This window comes from Chryseobacterium sp. IT-36CA2 (assembly GCF_949767875.1).
Lineage (GTDB): Bacteria > Bacteroidota > Bacteroidia > Flavobacteriales > Weeksellaceae > Chryseobacterium.
Genome location: NZ_CATKPG010000011.1, coordinates 843,517 through 862,791, shown reverse-complemented (window position 1 = coordinate 862,791; position 19,275 = coordinate 843,517). Strand labels below are relative to the sequence as shown.

Genomic DNA, 19,275 nt, shown 5'->3' with positions numbered 1-19,275 from the left:
CTATGTATGGAAAATCTTCTGAAATATATCCGATCTCTCACTCCATTTTCTGATGAAAGCTGGAATATACTTCAACCTGCTTTATTAAAAAGAACTTACAGAAAAAATGAACTGTTGCTGTGGGAAGGGGAAACCTGTCAATCCTTATTTTACATTGATAAAGGATTTTGCAAAAGCTATTACGAAATAGAAGGAACTGTTAAAAACATTGGATTTTTCTTTGAAAATGAGATTGCAACTAATATCAGCAGTTTTGGAAGCGGACAGAAGTCAGAGTTTAATATCATTGCCTGTGAAGTTTTAGATGTTGTAATTTTTGATAAAACAAAATTATTTGAAGCCACTGGAAAGACACCTGAAATTGAGGCATTAGGACGCCATTGTATCCGACAGTTTGCATCCAGACAGGAAGAGTTTTCCAATTTATTCAAGCTTTATACAGCCCAGCAAAGACTGGAATATATTGAAACCCAATATCCCGAAATGCTGCAACGCATCCCTCTCACACAACTGGCTTCATTCCTTGGAGTTGCCAGAGAAACATTGAGCAGAATCCGGAAACGAAGAATGTCTCGTTGATTCAACTTTATAAGTAATAAAAAGCCCTTCACAATTGTTATTACTATATGAAAACAATTGCTATTCTATTCATTTTTTTCACATCCCTGACTGTCGCTTCAGCTCAGAATCATCCCTCTGAAAGCTTTTATGAAACCTCAGATCATGTAAAGATTAAATATAAGATCTCCGGAAAAGGAGAAGCCTGTTTCTATATTCCCGGAGGTCCCGGGCAGGGATATCCCTCTTTTGAATTGATGGGAGGAAACAATCTGGAAAAAAACATGCAGATGGTTTATATGGATCAGCGGGGATCTGGTGAATCCGGCACTTCTGAAAATTATCACCTTGACAAAATGGTTCAGGATATTGAAGAACTGAGACAGCATCTCCAATTGAAAAAAATCTTTCTGCTGGCTCATTCTTTTGGTGGTATCATAGCAGTCAGTTATGCAAAAAAATATCCCCAGCATACCAAAGGACTCATTCTGGCCAATGTCACCCTGCATTTTCTGAATGATGAATCCGTAAAAGAACAAATTGAATACGGAAACAGCCTTTTACAGACAAAAAACAGAGCTGTTCCTAAAGACAGTCTATCTTCAGAACTATCAAAAATCAGCAGTACATTAAGAAAAAAAAGGATCGGGTATAAATTTCTGACCGAAGATATTGAAACCATAAAAGAATCAGATAAAATTGATTCTCTTCATCCCCGTATCATCGATTTCGGAATGGCAGTCATCTCAAAACCTAAAGACTTCCCGGAATATTATGCAGATTACGCTCCAACCACAAAAGACATTCGAGTTCCCGTATTGATTATTACCGGTACAAAGGATAAGGCAGTTGGCACCCAACATTATAAAACCTTCCGTTTTCCTAATCAGAAAATAATATCCATTGATGGTGGGCATCTTTTGTACTATGAAAAAAATAAAGAATTTGTGAATGCTGTCAGTCGGTTTGTGAATACAACAAAGTGATATCCTATTGATAGGCCTAAAATGATAAAAGTTTCAGCGCGGCCTTCGGCCGCGCTGAAACTTTTTCCCACTATCAAAAACTCCTGTAAACACTTCATCAACTGTCGCCACCCCCTTCCGAACTCCCTTTAGACACTTGTATAAGCCTCTCAAGGTACTACTTGTTCAAGGGGCTTTACCCCCTTATCTAACGGTCTATACCCACTTCATCACCCCTCTGGAACCCCTTGCCCAAGGGTCTCTACCCCCTTAGGCAACCGGGTATACCCCCTTGGGTAAGGGGGTAAAGGGACTTATAGAAGGGGGTGTCGGAAGTTTTGAAAAAAATTGTGTTTACCTTAAGACTTTCAAAAACAAACCCGGTTGTTTCAAATTGAAACAACCGGGTTTTATCTAGTTTAATTCCTGCTTAAAGCGGGTAATTATTAAAATTTAAGATCTCCATTCACTTCTCTTACTGCATTAGCAGCTTCAGCGAACTTCAACTGCTCTTCAGCAGTCAATGTTACGTTTACAATTGATTCTACTCCGTTTGCTCCGATAATAGCCGGAACACCTAAGCAGATATCGTTTTGTCCGTATTCTCCTTCAAGCATTAAAGAACAAGGGATCATTTTCTTTTGGTCACATGCAATTGCCTGAACCATTACAGAAACTGCTGCACCTGGAGCATACCAAGCTGAAGTTCCTAATAATTTTGTAAGAGTAGCTCCTCCTACTTTAGTTTCTTCAATTACATATTTTTGTTGGTCATCACTTAAGAACTCAGTTACAGGAACACCATTTCTTGTAGCTTTGCTCAATAATGGAAGCATACCCGTATCACTGTGAGCAGCGATTACCATTCCGTCCACATCAGAAATTGGAGCTTCTAGTGCTTCAGCCAATCTGTATTTGAATCTTGCAGAGTCTAATGCACCACCCATTCCGATGATTTTGTGCTTAGGAAGACCTGAAGTTTTGTGAACAAGGTAAGCCATAGTATCCATTGGGTTAGAAACCACGATAATGATTACTTCCGGAGAATGTTTTACTAAGTTTTCAGTAACTTCTTTCACGATACCAGCGTTGATACCGATCAATTCTTCTCTTGTCATTCCAGGTTTTCTAGGAATTCCTGAAGTGATTACTGCTACATGAGAACCTGCAGTTTTGCTGTAATCTCCTGTTGTACCCGTAATTTTTGTATCAAATCCGTTAAGAGATGCTGTCTGCATCAAATCCATTGCTTTACCTTCAGCAAACCCTTCTTTAATGTCTACCAAAACTACTTCTGAACAGAAGTTCTTCATTGCGATGTATTCCGCACAGCTTGCTCCTACAGCGCCTGCACCTACTACAGTTACTTTCATATTGTTACTTTTTAAAAATTATTTTTTGTTAGTTAAGTTTAAATTTGAAACTCCCCAAATTTAACAATTCCTGAAAAATTGCGCAATTTTTCAGGAATTTAATTAGAATTAAAATAAATTAGTTGACGTTCAGTAAAAACGTGTATAATTTTTTAGCGCCGGAAAGCACTTCATTGTAGTTTTCCTCCGTTACTTCTGTATCCAGAACTTCCTTGAAATTCTTCCACATAGGGCCTGTATTTTCCTGATAACATCCGAAAAAGTTGAAAGTAACCTCATCAAAACCTTCCGTTTTAGAAAGCTGCTTGGCAATTACATTTCCTCCAAGCGTAGAACCTTCAATCACATACATTGCTCCAAGTGCTTCATGTTCATTGCTGAATTCAAGAGTATGAGAAATTTCCTGATTTTCCAGAGAAAGGCTTTTCAGATCCTTTTCAATAAGCGAAAGCTTTTTTCTTGCATCCAGCTGAAGTTTTTCTGCATACTTATCAGAAAGGCTGCTGAAAATTTGATCTTCACTGTGAAGAAGCATCAGGTAATTGGTGTGAATTATCTTTTTATAATCCTCTAAAGTGAAAGTTTTATTAAAAATCTTTTCAGAATTAAAAAGTTTTTCTGCTGCATCGTGATAATCTGCCGTATTCTGTTTAAGATATTCTGATACCATACATAACGTTTTAAAAGTTTCTCAAATATAAGGCTTTTTGAACGTTAAAATAAAAGAAGTACCCTCTTCATTGCTTTCAAAATCAACATTTCCGCCAATTCTTTTCATGATACGGTGTACGATAGACAATCCTATCCCATTTCCTTTGAATTTCTTGGCATTATCCATCCTGTTGAAAATTTTAAACATCTTATGTTTCTCCTCATCAGGAATACCAATTCCATTATCAGAAATCCTGTAAATAATAGTCTGCCCGTCTTCAGTTCCTTCAATTTCCACCTTTGGATGATCTTTGTGAGAAGAATATTTTACGGCATTATTGATGATATTAAGAAATACCTGATGAAGCATGGTTTTATCAGCTAAAACATCCGGACATTCTTTAATAATAACTTCACTGGCCGGACTTCCATACGTCATCTTGGCATTTTCGGAGATTTTCCGAATTGTAGAAACTGTTTTCAGACTTTCAAGCTGAACTTCACTGTGCTTGGCGCGGCTAAGCTGCAATACATCCTGCATCATTTCAGCCATACTATCAATCTCTTCGATAATTGAATTGATTTTAATTTTGCTTTTTTCAGAATCTCCTACAAGATTTCCCAAAAGCATCTGAGCATTCAGTTTCATGACCGTCAAAGGAGTTCCTAAATCATGAGAAATAGTATAGGAAAAGCTATCCAGTTCTTCATTTACTTTCTTAAGTTCATCATTAAGACTTTTGATGACATTATAATTTTTGTGGGATGTTTCCAGAATCAAATCTCTTACGGCATGCACTGCACTTATATTTCGCGAGTTCCATCTTGTGGAATACCCTTTTATATTTTCTGTAAAAATCTGGAAAGAAGTTCTGGGTGATATCATTTGTTTTTCCTCTCCGTTTTGAGAAAAAACAGCTACTCTTTTTTCAGGATTTCCCGCCCAGTCAATATGTTCATCAAACTCTTTACGGAACCAGATCAGCATCTCATTTTTCTCTCTTTCGATGAAATAAATAATTACTCCAGCGGTATTTTTAGAAAGATTCAGCTCATCACCGTAGTCTTTAAGGAAACTTCGGCTTACGTAAATACGGTCATTGGTATGTCCCAACCCCCACTGTACAATCTTTGCAATGCTTTCAATATCCGGTGTACTGCCAGATATCACAATACTTTCATCCGAAATAATGGCCAATCCATCTGCATCCGGTAAGTTTTGTATCTCTGTTTTACTTTCAATAAGAGAATCAAGCAGATGATTATGTTTTAAAAATTTCGTTTTGAGTTCAGCTATTTTTTCATTCAGTTCCAGCCGGTAATTCAGCTCACGTTTGGATTTGAATGACGAATAGGCATTTGCTGCCAATGTTGTAAAAATTCCGGCCTGCACTCTATCTTCCAGGTCGATATGCTTTGATTCCACATTCTGGCAGGTTACCAACCCCCAGAGATGATCATCAATAATAATAGACACACTGAAGCTTGAAGCAGCTCCTGAATTTTTAAGATACTGCCCATGAATAGGCGACATCCCTCTGGATGCTGAAAAAGTAAGATCAATATGTTCAGAACTTTTGCTTAAAATAGGAACTGTATCTGCATATACATTACTGAAAATCCTTTTTCGTTTCTTCAGATAGAGATCGCGTGCCTGTTTCGGAATATCAGATTCTGGATAGTGAAGACCCAGAAAGCTTTCCATATTTTCATTTTTCTTTTCTACAATTACTTTTCCGGACCCGTCCATCATGAATTTATAAACCATCATACGGTCATAGTTCACTACCTTCGTTAAGGTTTCCAGAAGGTGATTCCAGAGTTCCTTTTCATTATCAATGATGTAAAAATTATCGTATTTATTGGAAATCCTTTTGTCAGGATTGATCAGTACTTCTTCAAATTCCAGGAAGATATGGGCTTCACTTCTGAAAACAGAAAAGTGATATTCTTTTTCGTTGATGAAAATCTTGTCAAAATAGGTTTCGTTTTTACGTCTGGTAAATCTTTCCAGTGAAGTATATATTTCCGAATTGATAATACTCTGAAAACTTTCCGGAAAGTCTGTAAGCTTCCTGTCGAAAAGCTTTTCCGGACTTTCGATTGTAAATATATCCGAGATATTCCTGCTAAAAAAAGTGATGGTACGCGAATCCGCATCAATGCCAATCAAGTAACCAAAACTTTGTATAGAACCCGGAATATGGATAGGTTCTTCATGACATTCTACAAAATTCATATATCTCTTCAGTCTATTAATCAAATATAGCGTTTTTTTGAACAATTTTCATTTTTGTGGTATCTGAATTCAAAGTTCACTCTACCAAGCATTCATGGGTGATATTTGGTACAAAAAAGACTAAAAAATGCTTTAAAACATTCTTTATTTTTCCCTGTTTTTAATATCATATCTCTAATATATACAAAAAAAAATTTAAAAATCAAACTGTTCAATCTTTAACCATGATTCATAACATGGATTACATATTATTAATCGTAATAATTGTTTTATTTAAACAAATTTCGCTAAATTTATATCACCAAATAATGAATATGACGAAAATTCATTGAATTATTCACAATAAATTCAATATAAAATTTAAATTCAAATAATACTATTATGAAAAAGTTCCCATTAATTTTATTTTCTCTGGTTCTCTCCATAGGATTATGGAATCCATCAGAAGCCTGTACAAGGGTAGTTTATAAAGGTCCCCAAAATACCGTTATCACAGCCCGTTCTATGGACTGGCGTGATGAAATTCCTGCCAACTTATGGGTTTTACCCAAAGGTATAGACCGCAACGGCCAGGTAGGTTCTAAATCTGTAAAATGGACCGCCAAATACGGGAGTCTTATCAGCTCTTCATGGGATATTGCTTCAGCAGACGGGATGAACGAAAAAGGATTGGCAGCCAACTTGCTTTGGTTAGGAGAATCCCAATACCCGAAATTTGATGGAAAAGGAAGCAAAAAGGGAATTGCTATTTCATTATGGGCACAATATTATCTTGACAATTTTGCTACCGTAAAAGAAGCGGTAGAGTTTTCACGAAAAGAACCGTTTGTTATTGTAAGTGATTATATTCCGGGAACAGAAAGATTCACCACCGTGCATCTTTCCATTTCTGACGCTTCAGGAGACAATGCAGTATTTGAATATATTGACGGAAAACTGGTTATTCATCATGATCCTTCTTATACGGTAATGACCAACTCTCCTGTTTTCGAAGAACAGCTGGCACTTAACAATTACTGGAAAGGGATTCCGGGAACAGTAATGCTACCGGGAACCAACCGTGCTGCGGACCGTTTCGTAAGAGCTTCTTATTACATCAATGCAATTCCTCAGACGGCAGATACCCGTACTGCAATAGCCAGTGTTTTCAGTGTGATCAGAAACTGCTCTGTTCCCTATGGAATCACTTCTGCAACAGAACCTAATATTTCATCAACAAGATGGCGTTCTGTTTCTGATCAGAAAAACCTGGTGTATTATTTTGAAACGGTTTTCACACCCAATACTTTCTGGGTAGATCTTAAAGATTTTGATTTGAGTCCTAAAGGAAAAGTGATGAAACTGGATCTGAGTAACAATAACACTTACAACGGTAAATCCAATGCGAATTTTAAAGAATCTGCACCGTTCACATTCTTAGGATTAAAATAGATATTTCACCACAAAACGCTTACCTGAAGTAAATAATCTGCTCTGGCAGAGGAAAGGATTTAAGTATGTCAAATGATGATATCAAACCGCTGTCATCAGGTAAAAACTTTATGGTAAATAAAGTTCCACAATAAAAAAACAAAAAAGATATGGCCTTTTTTTCAATTAAAAAGAAAAGCCTGATCGTATGCATGCTGGCCTGCGGGTTATCTGCTTATGCACAAAATCAGGATTCTCTGAAGACCACGTCTCCTCCACAAGAAGAAGACAATGTAAAATATCCGCAGCTGCAGATCAAAGGCCTCTTTCAGGCGCGTTATCTGGTAGGGATGAGTAAAGATGTTGATGTAAACGGACTTCATCATACCGATGGTTCAGGAACTGATAATAATTTTATGCTCAAATACATGAGGATTCAGGTTCGGGCACAGATCAGTAAACGAACTGAAGTGGTTGTTTTGGCCAACCTTGCCGATTTTAAAAATGATCCCAAAAGCAGAGTTCTTGAAAATGCTTATCTGAAGTACACTTTCAATCCTAAATTAGCCATTACCGTAGGACAGTTCAGACCATGGTTTGGTATTGAAGAGACTTATCCGATTGATATTATTAAATCTTTAGACTGGTCCAATCAATACACAGAATTCGGAAAACTGGGCTGGACAAGCTTCCAGATCGGGATGTCTGCTACGGGACAGCTTCAGCTTGGAGAAATACCATTCCAATATGCAGTTTCTATAGTCAACGGAAATGGAAAGAATCAAATCAATGATAACGATAACGGAAAACAATATTCTACCCGTCTGGTTTTTGGGCTTTCCAAAAAATATAATTTCAACGTAGGATTAAACGCGGGTACCGGAGAAGTTTTCAGCAAAAAAGTATATGCTCTGGGAGTAGATCTTAGCTCACTGATCCAGTTTGATCCAAAATGGAGCCTTGATATGCAGCTGGAAGCTAAACAAGCTACCAACCACGTCCTGTACAATTTCATTGCTCCTGAATTGAGACCTGATAATCCAGATCAGTATCTGATCCGCGGTGCTTATTTCCTTCCAAATTTAAGATACGAGATCAATCATAAAAATCTAAGTGCCTTCGAATTATCCTGCCGTTACGAATATCTTGATACCAATTTCAGAATGGCTTCCAACCCAAGACAGACAATTACTCCAATGTTCGGTTTGGAATTTCTGAAAAATTACGGTGCAAGAATTCAGCTGGGTGTACAGTTTGACCGCTACAAATATCAGGTAGAAAACACCTCACAATACAACAATAATCTATTTATAGTGCAAGTACAAAGTAGGTTTTAAACGATTAAATAGTTAGCATCATGAAAGAAATTAATATCAAAAACGTAGCGATCACATTTGCTGTTGCGTTAATCATATGGTTCATTCCGGCTCCGGAGGGCGTTGCCGAGAATGCATGGCATCTGTTTGCCATTTTTGCAGCCACTATTTTAGGAATCATTCTTAAAGCAGCACCCATGGGTACCATGTGTATGATGGCCATTGGTTTTACAGCCCTTACACAAGTTGTTGCTCCGGGAGATGCCGGAAAATCTATCACTAAAGCACTTTCCGGTTTTGGAGACAAAGTAATCTGGTTAATCGGGATTTCATTCTTTATCGCAAGAGGATTTATCAAAACAGGGCTTGGAAATCGTATTGCCTTTTTATTCATCAGAGTTTTTGGAAAAAGCTCACTGGGATTGGCTTATGGGCTAGGGCTTGCCGATGTTTGTCTGGCACCTGCTATTCCAAGTAATACAGCAAGAGGAGGTGGAATTATCTACCCGATCATGAAATCCATGGCTATAAGTTTTGATTCCGTTCCTGAAAAACCGGAAACCCATAGAAAATTAGGATCATTCTTAACTTTGAACAGTTACTACATGAACCTCATCGCTTCTTCAATGTTCCTTACAGGGACAGCCAGTAATCCAATGTGTCAAAAATTTGCAGCCAACCTTGGTATTGATATTACGTGGATGTCATGGGCTGCCGCAGGTTTCATTCCCGGTGCAGTAGCCTTCTTTGTGGTTCCTTTGGTATTGTATAAATTATATCCGCCTGAACTGAAAAAAACAGGTGATGCTCCGAAAATGGCCGCTCAGAAATTAAAAGAAATGGGACCTATTTCCAGAAACGAATGGTTGATGTTATTGGCATTCTTCATTCTGTTGGCTCTTTGGATATTTGGTGGAGCACTTTCCATTGATGCCACTACTACAGCATTTATCGGATTAACCTTATTGCTGTTAACTTCAGTATTAACCTGGGAAGATGTAAAAAGTGAAAAAGGAGCATGGGATACTATCGTTTGGTTCGCTGTACTGGTAATGATGGCGAGCTCTTTAAATGAATTGGGATTCATTGGCTGGTTCAGTAACCTTATTAAGGTGCAAATTGGAGGTTTGAGCTGGCAGGTAGCCTTCCCTGTTATTATTCTGGTTTATTTCTTCAGTCACTATATTTTTGCCAGTGCTACGGCTCACGTTGCTGCCATGTATGCGGCATTGCTGGGTGTAGGGGTTTCTTTAGGAATTCCACCTATGTTATTGGCGATGATGCTTGGTTTCATGGGATCTATTTATGGAGTGCTTACGCATTACGGACACGGTCCGGCTCCGGTATTCTTCGGAAGCGGATATGTAGATCTGAAAGCATGGTGGGTCAGAGGTCTTGAAATAGGAATCGTTCTATTGATCATTTACATGGTTGTAGGAGGATTGTGGATGAAAGTCTTAGGATATTATTAATCATAAAATCAAAAATATGTTATCAACATTGTCAAGAAAAATGCTGATGTGCCTTACCGGACTCTTTTTGGGATTCTTCCTGTTGATTCATTTCCTTGGAAATCTTCAGCTTTTCCTTCCGCAAGAGCAGGCACACCTGCAGTTTAATGCCTATTCGCATTTCTTATCAGGAAATATCATTATCAAAATAGTTTCCTACGTTTTGTATGCCAGTATCATTCTGCATGCAGTAGACGGCTTGATTATCACGTTAAAAAACAAAAAATCCGGCGGAGATTATAAGACCGACAGACGTGGAAGAGCCAGCCAGTGGGCTTCCAGAAATATGGGAATTCTCGGAACATTAATCCTGATCTTCCTTGTAATTCATTTTCAGAATTTCTGGTATATCTACAAATTCGGAAATCCTCCTTTGGATGAAAACGGAAATAAAGATCTCTATATTCTGGTAGTAAATATCTTTAAAGAATGGTGGTACGTTATCATTTATGTGTTATCAATGATCGCTCTGTGTTATCATCTTATTCATGGGATACACAGTGCTGTAAGAACCTTGGGACTTTACCATCCTAAGTTTGTAAAATGGTTTAAGACTGTTGGGATTGCTTATTCAATCATTATCTGTGTAGGTTTTGCATTGATGCCCATCTATGTATTTTTTACTTATCAATAAACAGAACGATCATGATTTTAGATTCAAAAATACCACAAGGCCCATTGGAACATAAATGGGAAAATTATAAAAAGAAAGCAAGACTCGTTAACCCTGCCAACCGTAAAAAGCTGGATGTCATTGTTGTAGGAACGGGATTAGCAGGAAGTTCAATCGCAGCTTCTTTGGGAGAAATGGGATATAACGTGAAATCATTCTGTTTCCAGGACAGTCCGAGAAGAGCGCACTCTGTGGCAGCACAGGGAGGTGTGAATGCCGCAAAAAACTATAAAAACGATGGTGACAGTGTCTACAGAATGTTTGTAGACACCTTGAAAGGAGGAGACTTCAGAGCCAGGGAAGCCAATGTATACCGAATGGCAGAATGTTCTCTGAACCTCATCGATCAGGCTGTAGCACAAGGCGTACCTTTTGGACGTGAATATGGAGGATATCTGAACAACCGTTCATTCGGAGGCGTTCAGGTAAGCCGTACTTTCTATGCCAGAGGACAAACCGGACAACAGCTTCTTCTGGGAGCTTATCAGGCTTTGATGAGGCAGGTTGGAAAAGGTTCTGTACAATTGTTTTCAAGGCATGAAATGCTGGATCTTGTTACCGTTGACGGCAAAGCCAGAGGAATTATCGTAAGGAATTTAGACACAGGAGATATTGAAAGACATGCAGCACACGCTGTAATATTGGCAACGGGAGGGTACGGAAAGATCTATTATCTGTCCACTCTTGCCATGGGATGTAATGGTTCTGCAATCTGGAGAGCTCATAAAAAAGGAGCTTTAATGGCTTCCCCAAGCTGGATTCAGGTGCATCCTACTTCCCTGCCGCAATCCGGAGATTATCAGTCTAAACTGACTTTAATGTCTGAATCATTACGTAATGACGGCCGAATCTGGGTTCCGTTAAAAGAAGGTGAAACCAGACCACCCAATGCCATTCCTGAAAATGAAAGGGATTATTATCTGGAAAGAAGATATCCTGCCTTCGGAAACCTAGCTCCTAGAGATATTTCTTCCCGTGCAGCCAAAGAAAGAATTGATGCAGGTTTTGGAATAGGGCCGTTGAAAAATGCGGTTTATCTTGATTTTTCAAAAGCAATCAATGAGCAGGGAAAAGATAAGATTCAGGAAAAATATGGGAATTTATTTGATATGTATCTTAAAATAACGGGATACGATGCATATAAAGAACCCATGATGATCTCCCCTTCTGCCCACTTTTCCATGGGCGGCCTTTGGGTAGATTATGAACTGATGACGACTGTTCCTGGATTGTTTGCTTTAGGTGAGGCTAATTTTGCAGATCACGGAGCGAACAGATTAGGAGCCAACTCACTTTTACAGGCTTCTGTAGACGGATATTTCATTGCTCCTTACACCATTGCCAATTATCTGGCTGATGAAATTCACACCGGAAAAATCTCACCGGATACTCCTGAATTTGAACAGGCTGAAAATGCAGTTAAAAAACAGATCAACGATTTTATCAATATCAAAGGAACTAAAACCGTTGATTATTTCCACAAAACATTAGGAAAACTCCTGTATGATTATTGCGGACTGGCCAGAAATGAAGAAGGGCTGAAATATGCCATTCAGGAAATCCGAAAACTGAAACAGGAGTTCTACAAAGACGTACGAGTTTCCGGACAGGAAGATAAAATGAATACCGAACTGGAAAAAGCAGGTCGTGTAGCCGATTATTTCGAAATAGGAGAACTGATGTGCTATGATGCGTTAACCCGTAACGAATCCTGTGGGGCTCATTTCAGAGAAGAATTCCAGACTCCGGACGGAGAAGCTATGAGAAATGATACAGAATATCAATTCATTTCTGCGTGGGCATGGGCAGGTGAAAACACCGAACCTGAGCTGATCAGAGAGCCTCTGATTTTTGAAGAGATTCAGCCAACGGTAAGAAGTTACAAATAAAAAGCAAAAAATTATGGATTTACATCTTAAGATATGGAGACAGAAAGACAGAAAAAGTGAAGGAAAACTGGTGGGTTATGACCTTAAAGGATTGAATTCTCATATGTCTTTCTTAGAAATGCTGGATACCTTAAACGAAAAACTGATCATTGAAGGTGATGAACCTGTAGAATTTGATCACGACTGCCGTGAAGGAATCTGCGGACAATGTGGGATGATGATTAACGGTATTGCCCATGGTCCTTTGAAAAATACGACTACCTGCCAGCTTCATTTACGGTCTTTCAAGGACGGAGAAACCATTCTGATAGAACCGTTTCGTTCCGAAGCTTTTCCGGTAAAAAAAGATTTGAAAGTAGACCGTTCTGCTTTTGACAGAATTATATCTTCGGGAGGTTTTGTGTCTGTCAATACAGGTCAGGCTCCAGATGCTACAGCCATTCCGGTAACCCATCAAACGGCTGAAGAAGCTTTTGATTCTGCGGCTTGTATTGGATGTGGAGCTTGTGTTGCCACCTGTAAAAACGGAAGTGCAGCCTTGTTTACCTCTGCAAAAATTACCCACATGGCACTTCTTCCTCAAGGGAAAGAAGAAAGAAGCAAAAGAGTGCTGGATATGATTGCCCAAATGGATATAGAATTATTCGGACACTGCTCCAATACCGAAGCCTGTGAAGTGGAATGTCCACAGGGAATTTCTGTACTGAATATCGCAAGAATGAATTTTGAATATAACAGAGCTCTGTTTTTCAGGAAGAAAAATTAGTCTGAGAAACAATAGTAATAAACAAAATGGCAAATTTGAAAGTAATCAAATTCGCCATTTTTATTTTTTAGAATTGAAAATTCATATTCCTATACATCAATCATCGCCACCACCCTCGCCGGAGCGGCAGAACCACCCACAATTTTAAGCGGAAATACACAAATTTTAAATCCTGATGGAGGCAGCGCTCTCAGATTGGTTAGCTGTTCGATGTGTAAATATTCTTTTTCAATTCCTACGCGATGCCCTTCCCAGAAGAATTCGGGATCATTGAGTTCTTTGGCTTTCTGAGCCATATATTTCAAAGGAAGATCCCAGCCCCATTGGTCAATTCCCATTACTTTTACGCCTTGGTCAATCAGCCATTCTGTAGCTTCTTTGCTCATTCCCGTTCCTTTTTCTACGAAATCCGATGTGCCCATCATTTTATCACGATCCGTTCTGATGAGTACAATATTTCCTTCCTGTATTGTGATTCCGTTTTTATCGAGATCTTTTTTCAGATCATCAATGGTGATGGCAACAAAATCTTCTTTATGGGTACAGTTGATCACAATTCCGTCTCCATAACACCATTCCAGCGGAATCTGATCTATTGTTTTCGCTGGCTTGCCTTCTACTACAGGACCATAATGCCATGGAGCATCAATATGAGTGGTGGCATGAAGTCCCATATTTTTGATGGTATCATCTGCCCAGCCTATCCAGTTTTTAGGAAAAAGTCTTGACGGCAGTCTTAATGCCAACCTAATCAACCAGTGTGATTTTCTATGTGCTTTATGTTTGATTTTCACCCGCATGAACCATGGGTCACCTGCATTGTACTGAATCGGTTTTGTTAAATCGACAAGTGTTGTTTTCATATGATTTAGCTAAGAAGACAAAGATAGCCAATGAAGAGAAGAAGGCAAAGCGTAAATTTAAAACCCTTTGGGAATCATAATTTTCTTTGGATCGTTCTCATCATACATGATTTCAATGTTTCCATATTTAGGAACAGAAGAAAGATTTAAAAGGCTGACAACTTTCTTAAAGACGGCAATATGTTCAGTTCCTCTGAAATCTTTAAAACTCACCTGAAACATAATTTGAGGCTGATCATTCACCATGAGCCCGGTCTGGCTTACACTAATGATATTGGCTTCCGCATTTCTTCCTGAGAAGAGAATTCGTTCTTCTTTCTTATTTTTAAAAAGCTTACTGATCAGCAATTGAAAAACCAATATATAAATAACGGTCATCACTCCACTGAAAATAATGGGATGCATGAAGGTCAGAAATCTCCAGCCAAAATCAAAAGATTCCCGCATATAGAAATAATAATATAATCCGGCTACATAAGCAATTAAGAATATAATGAATGCAACTCTCAGAATGATTCCAAAGGAATTAAAACCTACTTTCTGGTCACTTAAAATAAAGTAAGGTTCCTGTGATACTTTGGGGTTCAGCAATACCTTTACTTTATTTCCGACAGCAAATCTTTTTTCCTGTGGCTTGGAATCGTGAAACATCATTTGATGTTCAATCAATGCATTTCTAAGGTTAGGAAATGAAAGAACAATCTGAATGACATTCATATTGGTTTTCGGAATATATTTCAGAAGTTTATAATCAATGATCTTTCCTCCTCTCGGAATTCCGTTCCTCAGTATAGACTGGATGGTACTTTTCTCCTTAAAGGTTTTGATGAAAAGAATATTAATAAAGAAGGCAATCACATACATCCATATGAGCAAAGAAAAACCGAGATACCCATAGCTCACGGCTAATGAATTTCTCGGTTCTGTTGCGAGTTCCTCCCCCATCATATAAATGAAAATCGGAAAAGGAGCGCAGAAAAAAAAGAAAAAAGCTCCCCAGAAAATGATCATAAATTTCATAGCCGCTATTTTTAATCAGCAATAAAGTTATAATTTCTTATTGAACGGGAGACATCTTTTTATACCTCTTTCTCGAAATAAAGTCTGTAGTATTTTCCTTTATCATCCTCACCCATTTCAAGCTTTTGTCTGTCTCCGTGGATGTAGATGTGGAAATTTTTGTCTAATTTAATGATGCTTTTAAAGTGTCTCTGTGTCTTTTTTACGGCTGCTTCACTGATCGGGAATTCTTCAGCGATATTCACCTGCATATCCTGTTCGTAATCTGTTTTAAAGTTCACGAAACTTTCAATCACATGTTCGTCACCCAGAACTTCACTTGCAAATTCATCCAGCTTAAACTCTTCTTTTTCTTTGAAGAAATTAATGGACTTATTCAGGAAATCCGCCTGATCTGCCTTGGAAACTTCAAATTCCTGAGGAAGCTGTTTTGTGATATAATCTTTATAGACCATCAAAGCTTCCTGCGTGTGGAAATATTCATCATCACGTTGTTTTACCTTCAGGAAATCTTCAAACCAGTAATACATATCCCCGTTTTTGTTGTTATCAACTACAGAAAGTACATATCCTGTTTCTTTATTGTTGTTATAGATCAAAGCAGCTTTATCAATTTTGGATAAACCAATTCCCTGGTCTTTTTCAATATCAAATGTTTCTTCGGAAGGATTAATTTTCAGGAAAGATTCTCTCTTCTCTGTTTTAAAGATCCCGATTTTGTCTACTTTGTCCGGACGGTCACTTTCATCTTCAAAAAGAACGATGAAAAGCTCTCCACTCTGAACTCTTGGGTTTTCTGCCGCTTCAAAAAGGTGTTTTGCAATGTTCTCAGTTTCCCAGATAAACTTGGCTTTATCATCAAAAATTTCCGATACAGCGCTATAAACCGGATTATTCACCAGGTAAGTATCACTATAAAAATGGAAGGTTTCTTCCGATTTAAAAGAACCTAAAAAGTAATCTTCAAGCATTTCTGCCATTCCTTCTTCCAGTTTCAATTCTTCCTGGGAAATCGTCAGAGAATCCCCGTTGATCTTATTTCCTACTCTGTGTACTATTATTTTTGAAAACATTTTTCTGAATATTTGGACTGCAAAGATATTCATTCTTATCCTTTCTGCGAAACTTAAAAAATGTCATTTTGTACCGGATAAATTTTACCACCCCGTCAAAAATTCATTGAATTTTCGCCACCCCTCCAGGGGAAGGGAATTCTCGGTCATTCATTTGTGATGGCAGGTAGCACAAGTTTTTGTTTTTTATTTTCAATTTGATAAAAACCATATCATTTTGACATGTTTTTTTGTTTAAAAAATTAAGCTTAAAAATCACAAAACACTATATACCAATATCTTAAACCAAACTCATTTCTAACGGAATATCATTGGCATCATCATTTGAAAACATAGAAAAATGGACTTAAAAACATTAAACAGAATAGATAAGCTCAGAAGGTTAAAAAGCAAAGGACCAGAGACTCCAAAGTGGCTGAAGCCTTATCACATGCTATTTTTCGCTTTTTTAACCATTTTCATCTTTGGTGCCATCATCAAATTGTTGGAAAACAATCACATCTAAAATATAATATTATGAATTATCTGCAAGCAGTAAAGGAAATCACAGACGTGGTTCCCGACTTTGAAAAGGAAGTGAAAGAAATCAAAATTCAAAACTCATACAGTATCATCCGCACTTTTACGGAACGTATTAAAAATATGATCCGCCAGAATGACAGAAGCCTGCTGTTCAGAAGTTTACAGAAAATGGACAAAATTTACACTGACGGTGATACGGTATTAAAGAATGCTATTGAGACTACTTTTATCTATTCTCTGGACAATTGTACCGCTTTCTGCAGTGAGGAATACAGAAAAGTGATTTTCAGTCACATTTCTGCCAATCTACAGAAGGTGTATTCAAGACAAATTTACAGCCACGGTATATAACGGTTTTATTACATTATTGAGTCGTTTCATTACAAAGTGTTTAAATTAAACAAAAATCAAAATAACTCACAGTCAATAGATTATGAAAAATAAAATAAGAAGAATTTCCGACTGGAAAACGTGGAAAACCACGACTAACAGACATAATACAGAGATATTATTCACTCACATTGCGGTGATAGTAGGTGTTTTTATTTTTGCGGCCTGTCTTTAAATTTTGGTATACATTTCGCTGCATTAATAAGTGTTTGAAAAATTATTAATTATGATGAAAGAACAAATGCAAACTATTAATCAAAAATTAGCTGTTGAGTACTTAAAATTTTTCTATCCGCCACTTCGTAATGAAATCATACAGTTGTCTGTTCAGGACAATTTTGCAGGAATCATGCAGGCAACCGTAAACTATTTAAAGAACCTGTTACAGGAGTCTAAGATCAGTATTATTGCCCATCATATTAAGTTGATGGACTGGCTTTACAGAAATGGGAATTCTTATGTAAGAGACATGATTGAAAACATGTTCGTAAGATCTTTCGAAAGCTTCAAAAAGCACGCAAAAATCCAACATTGGAAACTCCTTTACCAATATATGCCTGTCAGCTTCCAAATCATTTATAACGAGCAGCAGAAGCAGGATCAGATCTATTTTGGAAAATAAATTAAAGCAAAAAGGCGAAATGGTAAATTTAATTTTTACCCTTTCGCCTTTATTTTTTTCACTTTTCACTCTATTAAATATAACTTCTACTCCAATTTATTTCAAAACCCCTATTTTTGCAAAAATGTACCCATGAAATACCTTTTTTATGCCTTGATGACGGCATTGTCACTCATCTCATGTGAAAATAATGATAATACTCATGATGACCCGAGACCAATTGATAAAGAAATGTATCAATTTGAATTTAAAAGCTACGCTGTAAAGGAAACTATTCTTTATAGAGGGTCATTTGGTGATAAGTCCAATCCTCAGGAATCCATCTTAAGCAATTACTGGAGCATGTATAAAGAGCCAGCATGGAAGAAAATAGTTCTTAACCTGAAGGATAATTCTATACAACTTATAGCCGGAAATTCAGCTGATGCAACGTACAGCATTAAAATCATCAATGATTCGGTATTTATTAATGATAAAGGCTCTAACCTAAATTATATAGGGGACTTTAATAAAGGAAACTCTAGTTTTATTTTGAAGAGAACATTACAGTATATGAAACGTGAACCAAGAGGTAACGGTAATGGATTAACGGTTGTTCAGAGTGTATCTTTTGGTACTAGCCAATATAGCAATATGTTTGGAATTCTTTTTATCACTCCATCTGATATGACAAAATCTGAAGATCAGGTTTTATGGAGTAATATTGAGTATTATTATAAGAAGTTGTAATCAACTGATCAATACATAAAAAATCCCTCAAATAGATTCATTTGAGGGATTTTTTATTTTTTGTATTATCCTATTTTGTCACAAATATCTTTTGTATAGTCTGTGACTCTTCATTACTGAGTTTTGAAGCTTTTTCCAGCTTGGCAATGAAAGTGGTAACCTCTTCCGGAGTGGCTGGTGATCCCAGATTTTCTCCCTTAGCATCAAAAGAATCTGCCAATACTTCTCCTTTTGGATTTAGAATCAACCAGAACGGAAGCCCAGCATTTTCACCTTTATATTTATTCATCAGCTCTTGTCCACCAGGGTTTTCAAGGCTTTTTTTATCTCCTCTTTCCTGAACGTCCACATAGGCAGTGACAAATCTTTTATCAAAAATGGGTTTAGTTTCAGGAAGATCCATATTTTTTTCCATCACTTTGCACCATTTGCACCATGAAGCATGGAATACCAATAAAACATTTTTCTTACCTGCTTTAGCTTCTGTGAAAGCTTTATTTAATACAACATCTGCTTTTTCCTGAGCTGCTCCCAACTGAAACAACAAAAGGGTAACAATGACAATAATTTTAGAGTATTTCATTCTGAATTTTTATTTTAAATCTACACGAATTTAGGTATTTTTCTCTAACAATATAACTTCATAGATTAATCAATTTAGTTAAACATTTTGTAATTTAGTCTATCATAAAGCGCACCTTTATT

The 19,275-nt window shown here is 37.3% G+C and carries 19 protein-coding genes; 12 read left to right on the top strand and 7 right to left on the bottom strand.

The window, feature by feature from the left end:
* Nucleotides 1-6 precede the first annotated feature (6 nt).
* Complete coding sequence (locus ACM6F9_RS04740) at nt 7-579, top strand: Crp/Fnr family transcriptional regulator (protein ID WP_414844632.1); 573 nt, start codon at nt 7-9, stop codon at nt 577-579.
* 47 nt (nt 580-626) lie between these two features.
* Complete coding sequence (locus ACM6F9_RS04735; RefSeq protein ID WP_414844631.1) at nt 627-1,544, top strand: alpha/beta fold hydrolase; 918 nt, start codon at nt 627-629, stop codon at nt 1,542-1,544.
* A 425-nt stretch (nt 1,545-1,969) separates the two neighbouring features.
* Here ACM6F9_RS04735 and ACM6F9_RS04730 read toward each other — a convergent pair whose 3' ends face one another.
* From ACM6F9_RS04730 to ACM6F9_RS04720, 3 genes are all read right to left on the bottom strand, one after another.
* Nucleotides 1,970-2,896, bottom strand: coding sequence for a malate dehydrogenase (locus tag ACM6F9_RS04730; RefSeq protein ID WP_105700941.1), 927 nt, complete (start codon nt 2,894-2,896; stop codon nt 1,970-1,972).
* A 118-nt stretch (nt 2,897-3,014) separates the two neighbouring features.
* On the bottom strand, nt 3,015-3,566 hold the full coding sequence (locus ACM6F9_RS04725) for a biliverdin-producing heme oxygenase (protein ID WP_414844630.1): 552 nt from the start codon (nt 3,564-3,566) through the stop codon (nt 3,015-3,017).
* A gap of 21 nt (nt 3,567-3,587) precedes the next feature.
* Nucleotides 3,588-5,786, bottom strand: a complete 2,199-nt coding sequence (locus ACM6F9_RS04720) for an ATP-binding protein (RefSeq protein WP_414844629.1) — start codon at nt 5,784-5,786, stop codon at nt 3,588-3,590.
* A 381-nt stretch (nt 5,787-6,167) separates the two neighbouring features.
* Here ACM6F9_RS04720 and ACM6F9_RS04715 point away from each other — a divergent pair, with 381 nt between their 5' ends.
* The 6 genes from ACM6F9_RS04715 (at nt 6,168) to ACM6F9_RS04690 (ending at nt 13,351) form a co-directional block, all read left to right on the top strand.
* Nucleotides 6,168-7,217: a linear amide C-N hydrolase gene (locus ACM6F9_RS04715; protein WP_414844628.1), complete on the top strand. Its 1,050-nt coding sequence runs from the start codon at nt 6,168-6,170 to the stop codon at nt 7,215-7,217.
* 149 nt (nt 7,218-7,366) lie between these two features.
* Nucleotides 7,367-8,533, top strand: coding sequence for a porin (locus ACM6F9_RS04710; RefSeq protein ID WP_414844627.1), 1,167 nt, complete (start codon nt 7,367-7,369; stop codon nt 8,531-8,533).
* A gap of 20 nt (nt 8,534-8,553) precedes the next feature.
* Entirely contained in the window at nt 8,554-9,984 is a 1,431-nt protein-coding gene (locus ACM6F9_RS04705; RefSeq protein WP_414844626.1) for an anion permease, read from the top strand.
* Nucleotides 9,985-10,000: 16 nt separating this feature from the next.
* Nucleotides 10,001-10,657, top strand: coding sequence for a succinate dehydrogenase cytochrome b subunit (locus ACM6F9_RS04700; protein WP_414844625.1), 657 nt, complete (start codon nt 10,001-10,003; stop codon nt 10,655-10,657).
* A gap of 11 nt (nt 10,658-10,668) precedes the next feature.
* Nucleotides 10,669-12,585: a fumarate reductase/succinate dehydrogenase flavoprotein subunit gene (locus ACM6F9_RS04695; RefSeq protein WP_414844624.1), complete on the top strand. Its 1,917-nt coding sequence runs from the start codon at nt 10,669-10,671 to the stop codon at nt 12,583-12,585.
* Between the two features lie 13 nt (nt 12,586-12,598).
* On the top strand, nt 12,599-13,351 hold the full coding sequence (locus ACM6F9_RS04690; protein WP_414844623.1) for a succinate dehydrogenase/fumarate reductase iron-sulfur subunit: 753 nt from the start codon (nt 12,599-12,601) through the stop codon (nt 13,349-13,351).
* Nucleotides 13,352-13,440: 89 nt separating this feature from the next.
* Here the strand turns inward: ACM6F9_RS04690 and ACM6F9_RS04685 are convergent, their stop codons facing one another.
* Genes ACM6F9_RS04685 through ACM6F9_RS04675 form a run of 3 tightly spaced genes read right to left on the bottom strand, consistent with a single transcriptional unit; the run spans nt 13,441 to nt 16,307 of the window.
* Complete coding sequence (locus ACM6F9_RS04685; protein WP_414844622.1) at nt 13,441-14,214, bottom strand: cyclase family protein; 774 nt, start codon at nt 14,212-14,214, stop codon at nt 13,441-13,443.
* A gap of 57 nt (nt 14,215-14,271) precedes the next feature.
* Entirely contained in the window at nt 14,272-15,234 is a 963-nt protein-coding gene (locus ACM6F9_RS04680) for a hypothetical protein (RefSeq protein WP_414844621.1), read from the bottom strand.
* Between the two features lie 59 nt (nt 15,235-15,293).
* Nucleotides 15,294-16,307 carry a nucleoid-associated protein gene (locus ACM6F9_RS04675; protein ID WP_414844620.1) on the bottom strand — a complete coding sequence of 338 codons (1,014 nt, stop codon included), beginning with the start codon at nt 16,305-16,307 and terminating at the stop codon, nt 15,294-15,296.
* A 340-nt stretch (nt 16,308-16,647) separates the two neighbouring features.
* Here ACM6F9_RS04675 and ACM6F9_RS04670 point away from each other — a divergent pair, with 340 nt between their 5' ends.
* The 4 genes from ACM6F9_RS04670 to ACM6F9_RS04655 all read left to right on the top strand — a co-directional run bounded on the left by ACM6F9_RS04670 (nt 16,648) and on the right by ACM6F9_RS04655 (nt 18,570).
* A complete protein-coding gene (locus tag ACM6F9_RS04670; protein WP_183084583.1) occupies nt 16,648-16,812 on the top strand; it encodes a hypothetical protein in 165 nt (54 codons plus the stop codon).
* An 11-nt stretch (nt 16,813-16,823) separates the two neighbouring features.
* Nucleotides 16,824-17,180 (top strand): hypothetical protein, encoded by a 357-nt coding sequence (locus ACM6F9_RS04665; protein ID WP_414844619.1) that lies wholly within the window; start codon nt 16,824-16,826, stop codon nt 17,178-17,180.
* A gap of 265 nt (nt 17,181-17,445) precedes the next feature.
* Nucleotides 17,446-17,841 (top strand): hypothetical protein, encoded by a 396-nt coding sequence (locus ACM6F9_RS04660; RefSeq protein ID WP_105700954.1) that lies wholly within the window; start codon nt 17,446-17,448, stop codon nt 17,839-17,841.
* Nucleotides 17,842-17,973: 132 nt separating this feature from the next.
* Entirely contained in the window at nt 17,974-18,570 is a 597-nt protein-coding gene (locus ACM6F9_RS04655; protein ID WP_414844618.1) for a hypothetical protein, read from the top strand.
* A gap of 70 nt (nt 18,571-18,640) precedes the next feature.
* Here the strand turns inward: ACM6F9_RS04655 and ACM6F9_RS04650 are convergent, their stop codons facing one another.
* Nucleotides 18,641-19,153: a thioredoxin family protein gene (locus ACM6F9_RS04650; RefSeq protein ID WP_414844617.1), complete on the bottom strand. Its 513-nt coding sequence runs from the start codon at nt 19,151-19,153 to the stop codon at nt 18,641-18,643.
* Nucleotides 19,154-19,275: the final 122 nt, after the last annotated feature.

Excerpts from the sequence above, each read along its gene's own strand:
- ACM6F9_RS04740 (WP_414844632.1), top strand. The coding sequence starts at position 7 with ATGGAAAATCTTCTGAAATATATCCGATCTCTCACTCCATTTTCTGAT.
- ACM6F9_RS04735 (WP_414844631.1), top strand. The coding sequence starts at position 627 with ATGAAAACAATTGCTATTCTATTCATTTTTTTCACATCCCTGACTGTC.
- ACM6F9_RS04730 (WP_105700941.1), bottom strand. The coding sequence starts at position 2,896 with ATGAAAGTAACTGTAGTAGGTGCAGGCGCTGTAGGAGCAAGCTGTGCG.
- ACM6F9_RS04725 (WP_414844630.1), bottom strand. The coding sequence starts at position 3,566 with ATGGTATCAGAATATCTTAAACAGAATACGGCAGATTATCACGATGCA.
- ACM6F9_RS04720 (WP_414844629.1), bottom strand. The coding sequence starts at position 5,786 with ATGAATTTTGTAGAATGTCATGAAGAACCTATCCATATTCCGGGTTCT.
- ACM6F9_RS04715 (WP_414844628.1), top strand. The coding sequence starts at position 6,168 with ATGAAAAAGTTCCCATTAATTTTATTTTCTCTGGTTCTCTCCATAGGA.
- ACM6F9_RS04710 (WP_414844627.1), top strand. The coding sequence starts at position 7,367 with ATGGCCTTTTTTTCAATTAAAAAGAAAAGCCTGATCGTATGCATGCTG.
- ACM6F9_RS04705 (WP_414844626.1), top strand. The coding sequence starts at position 8,554 with ATGAAAGAAATTAATATCAAAAACGTAGCGATCACATTTGCTGTTGCG.
- ACM6F9_RS04700 (WP_414844625.1), top strand. The coding sequence starts at position 10,001 with ATGTTATCAACATTGTCAAGAAAAATGCTGATGTGCCTTACCGGACTC.
- ACM6F9_RS04695 (WP_414844624.1), top strand. The coding sequence starts at position 10,669 with ATGATTTTAGATTCAAAAATACCACAAGGCCCATTGGAACATAAATGG.
- ACM6F9_RS04690 (WP_414844623.1), top strand. The coding sequence starts at position 12,599 with ATGGATTTACATCTTAAGATATGGAGACAGAAAGACAGAAAAAGTGAA.
- ACM6F9_RS04685 (WP_414844622.1), bottom strand. The coding sequence starts at position 14,214 with ATGAAAACAACACTTGTCGATTTAACAAAACCGATTCAGTACAATGCA.
- ACM6F9_RS04680 (WP_414844621.1), bottom strand. The coding sequence starts at position 15,234 with ATGAAATTTATGATCATTTTCTGGGGAGCTTTTTTCTTTTTTTTCTGC.
- ACM6F9_RS04675 (WP_414844620.1), bottom strand. The coding sequence starts at position 16,307 with ATGTTTTCAAAAATAATAGTACACAGAGTAGGAAATAAGATCAACGGG.
- ACM6F9_RS04670 (WP_183084583.1), top strand. The coding sequence starts at position 16,648 with ATGGACTTAAAAACATTAAACAGAATAGATAAGCTCAGAAGGTTAAAA.
- ACM6F9_RS04665 (WP_414844619.1), top strand. The coding sequence starts at position 16,824 with ATGAATTATCTGCAAGCAGTAAAGGAAATCACAGACGTGGTTCCCGAC.
- ACM6F9_RS04660 (WP_105700954.1), top strand. The coding sequence starts at position 17,446 with ATGATGAAAGAACAAATGCAAACTATTAATCAAAAATTAGCTGTTGAG.
- ACM6F9_RS04655 (WP_414844618.1), top strand. The coding sequence starts at position 17,974 with ATGAAATACCTTTTTTATGCCTTGATGACGGCATTGTCACTCATCTCA.
- ACM6F9_RS04650 (WP_414844617.1), bottom strand. The coding sequence starts at position 19,153 with ATGAAATACTCTAAAATTATTGTCATTGTTACCCTTTTGTTGTTTCAG.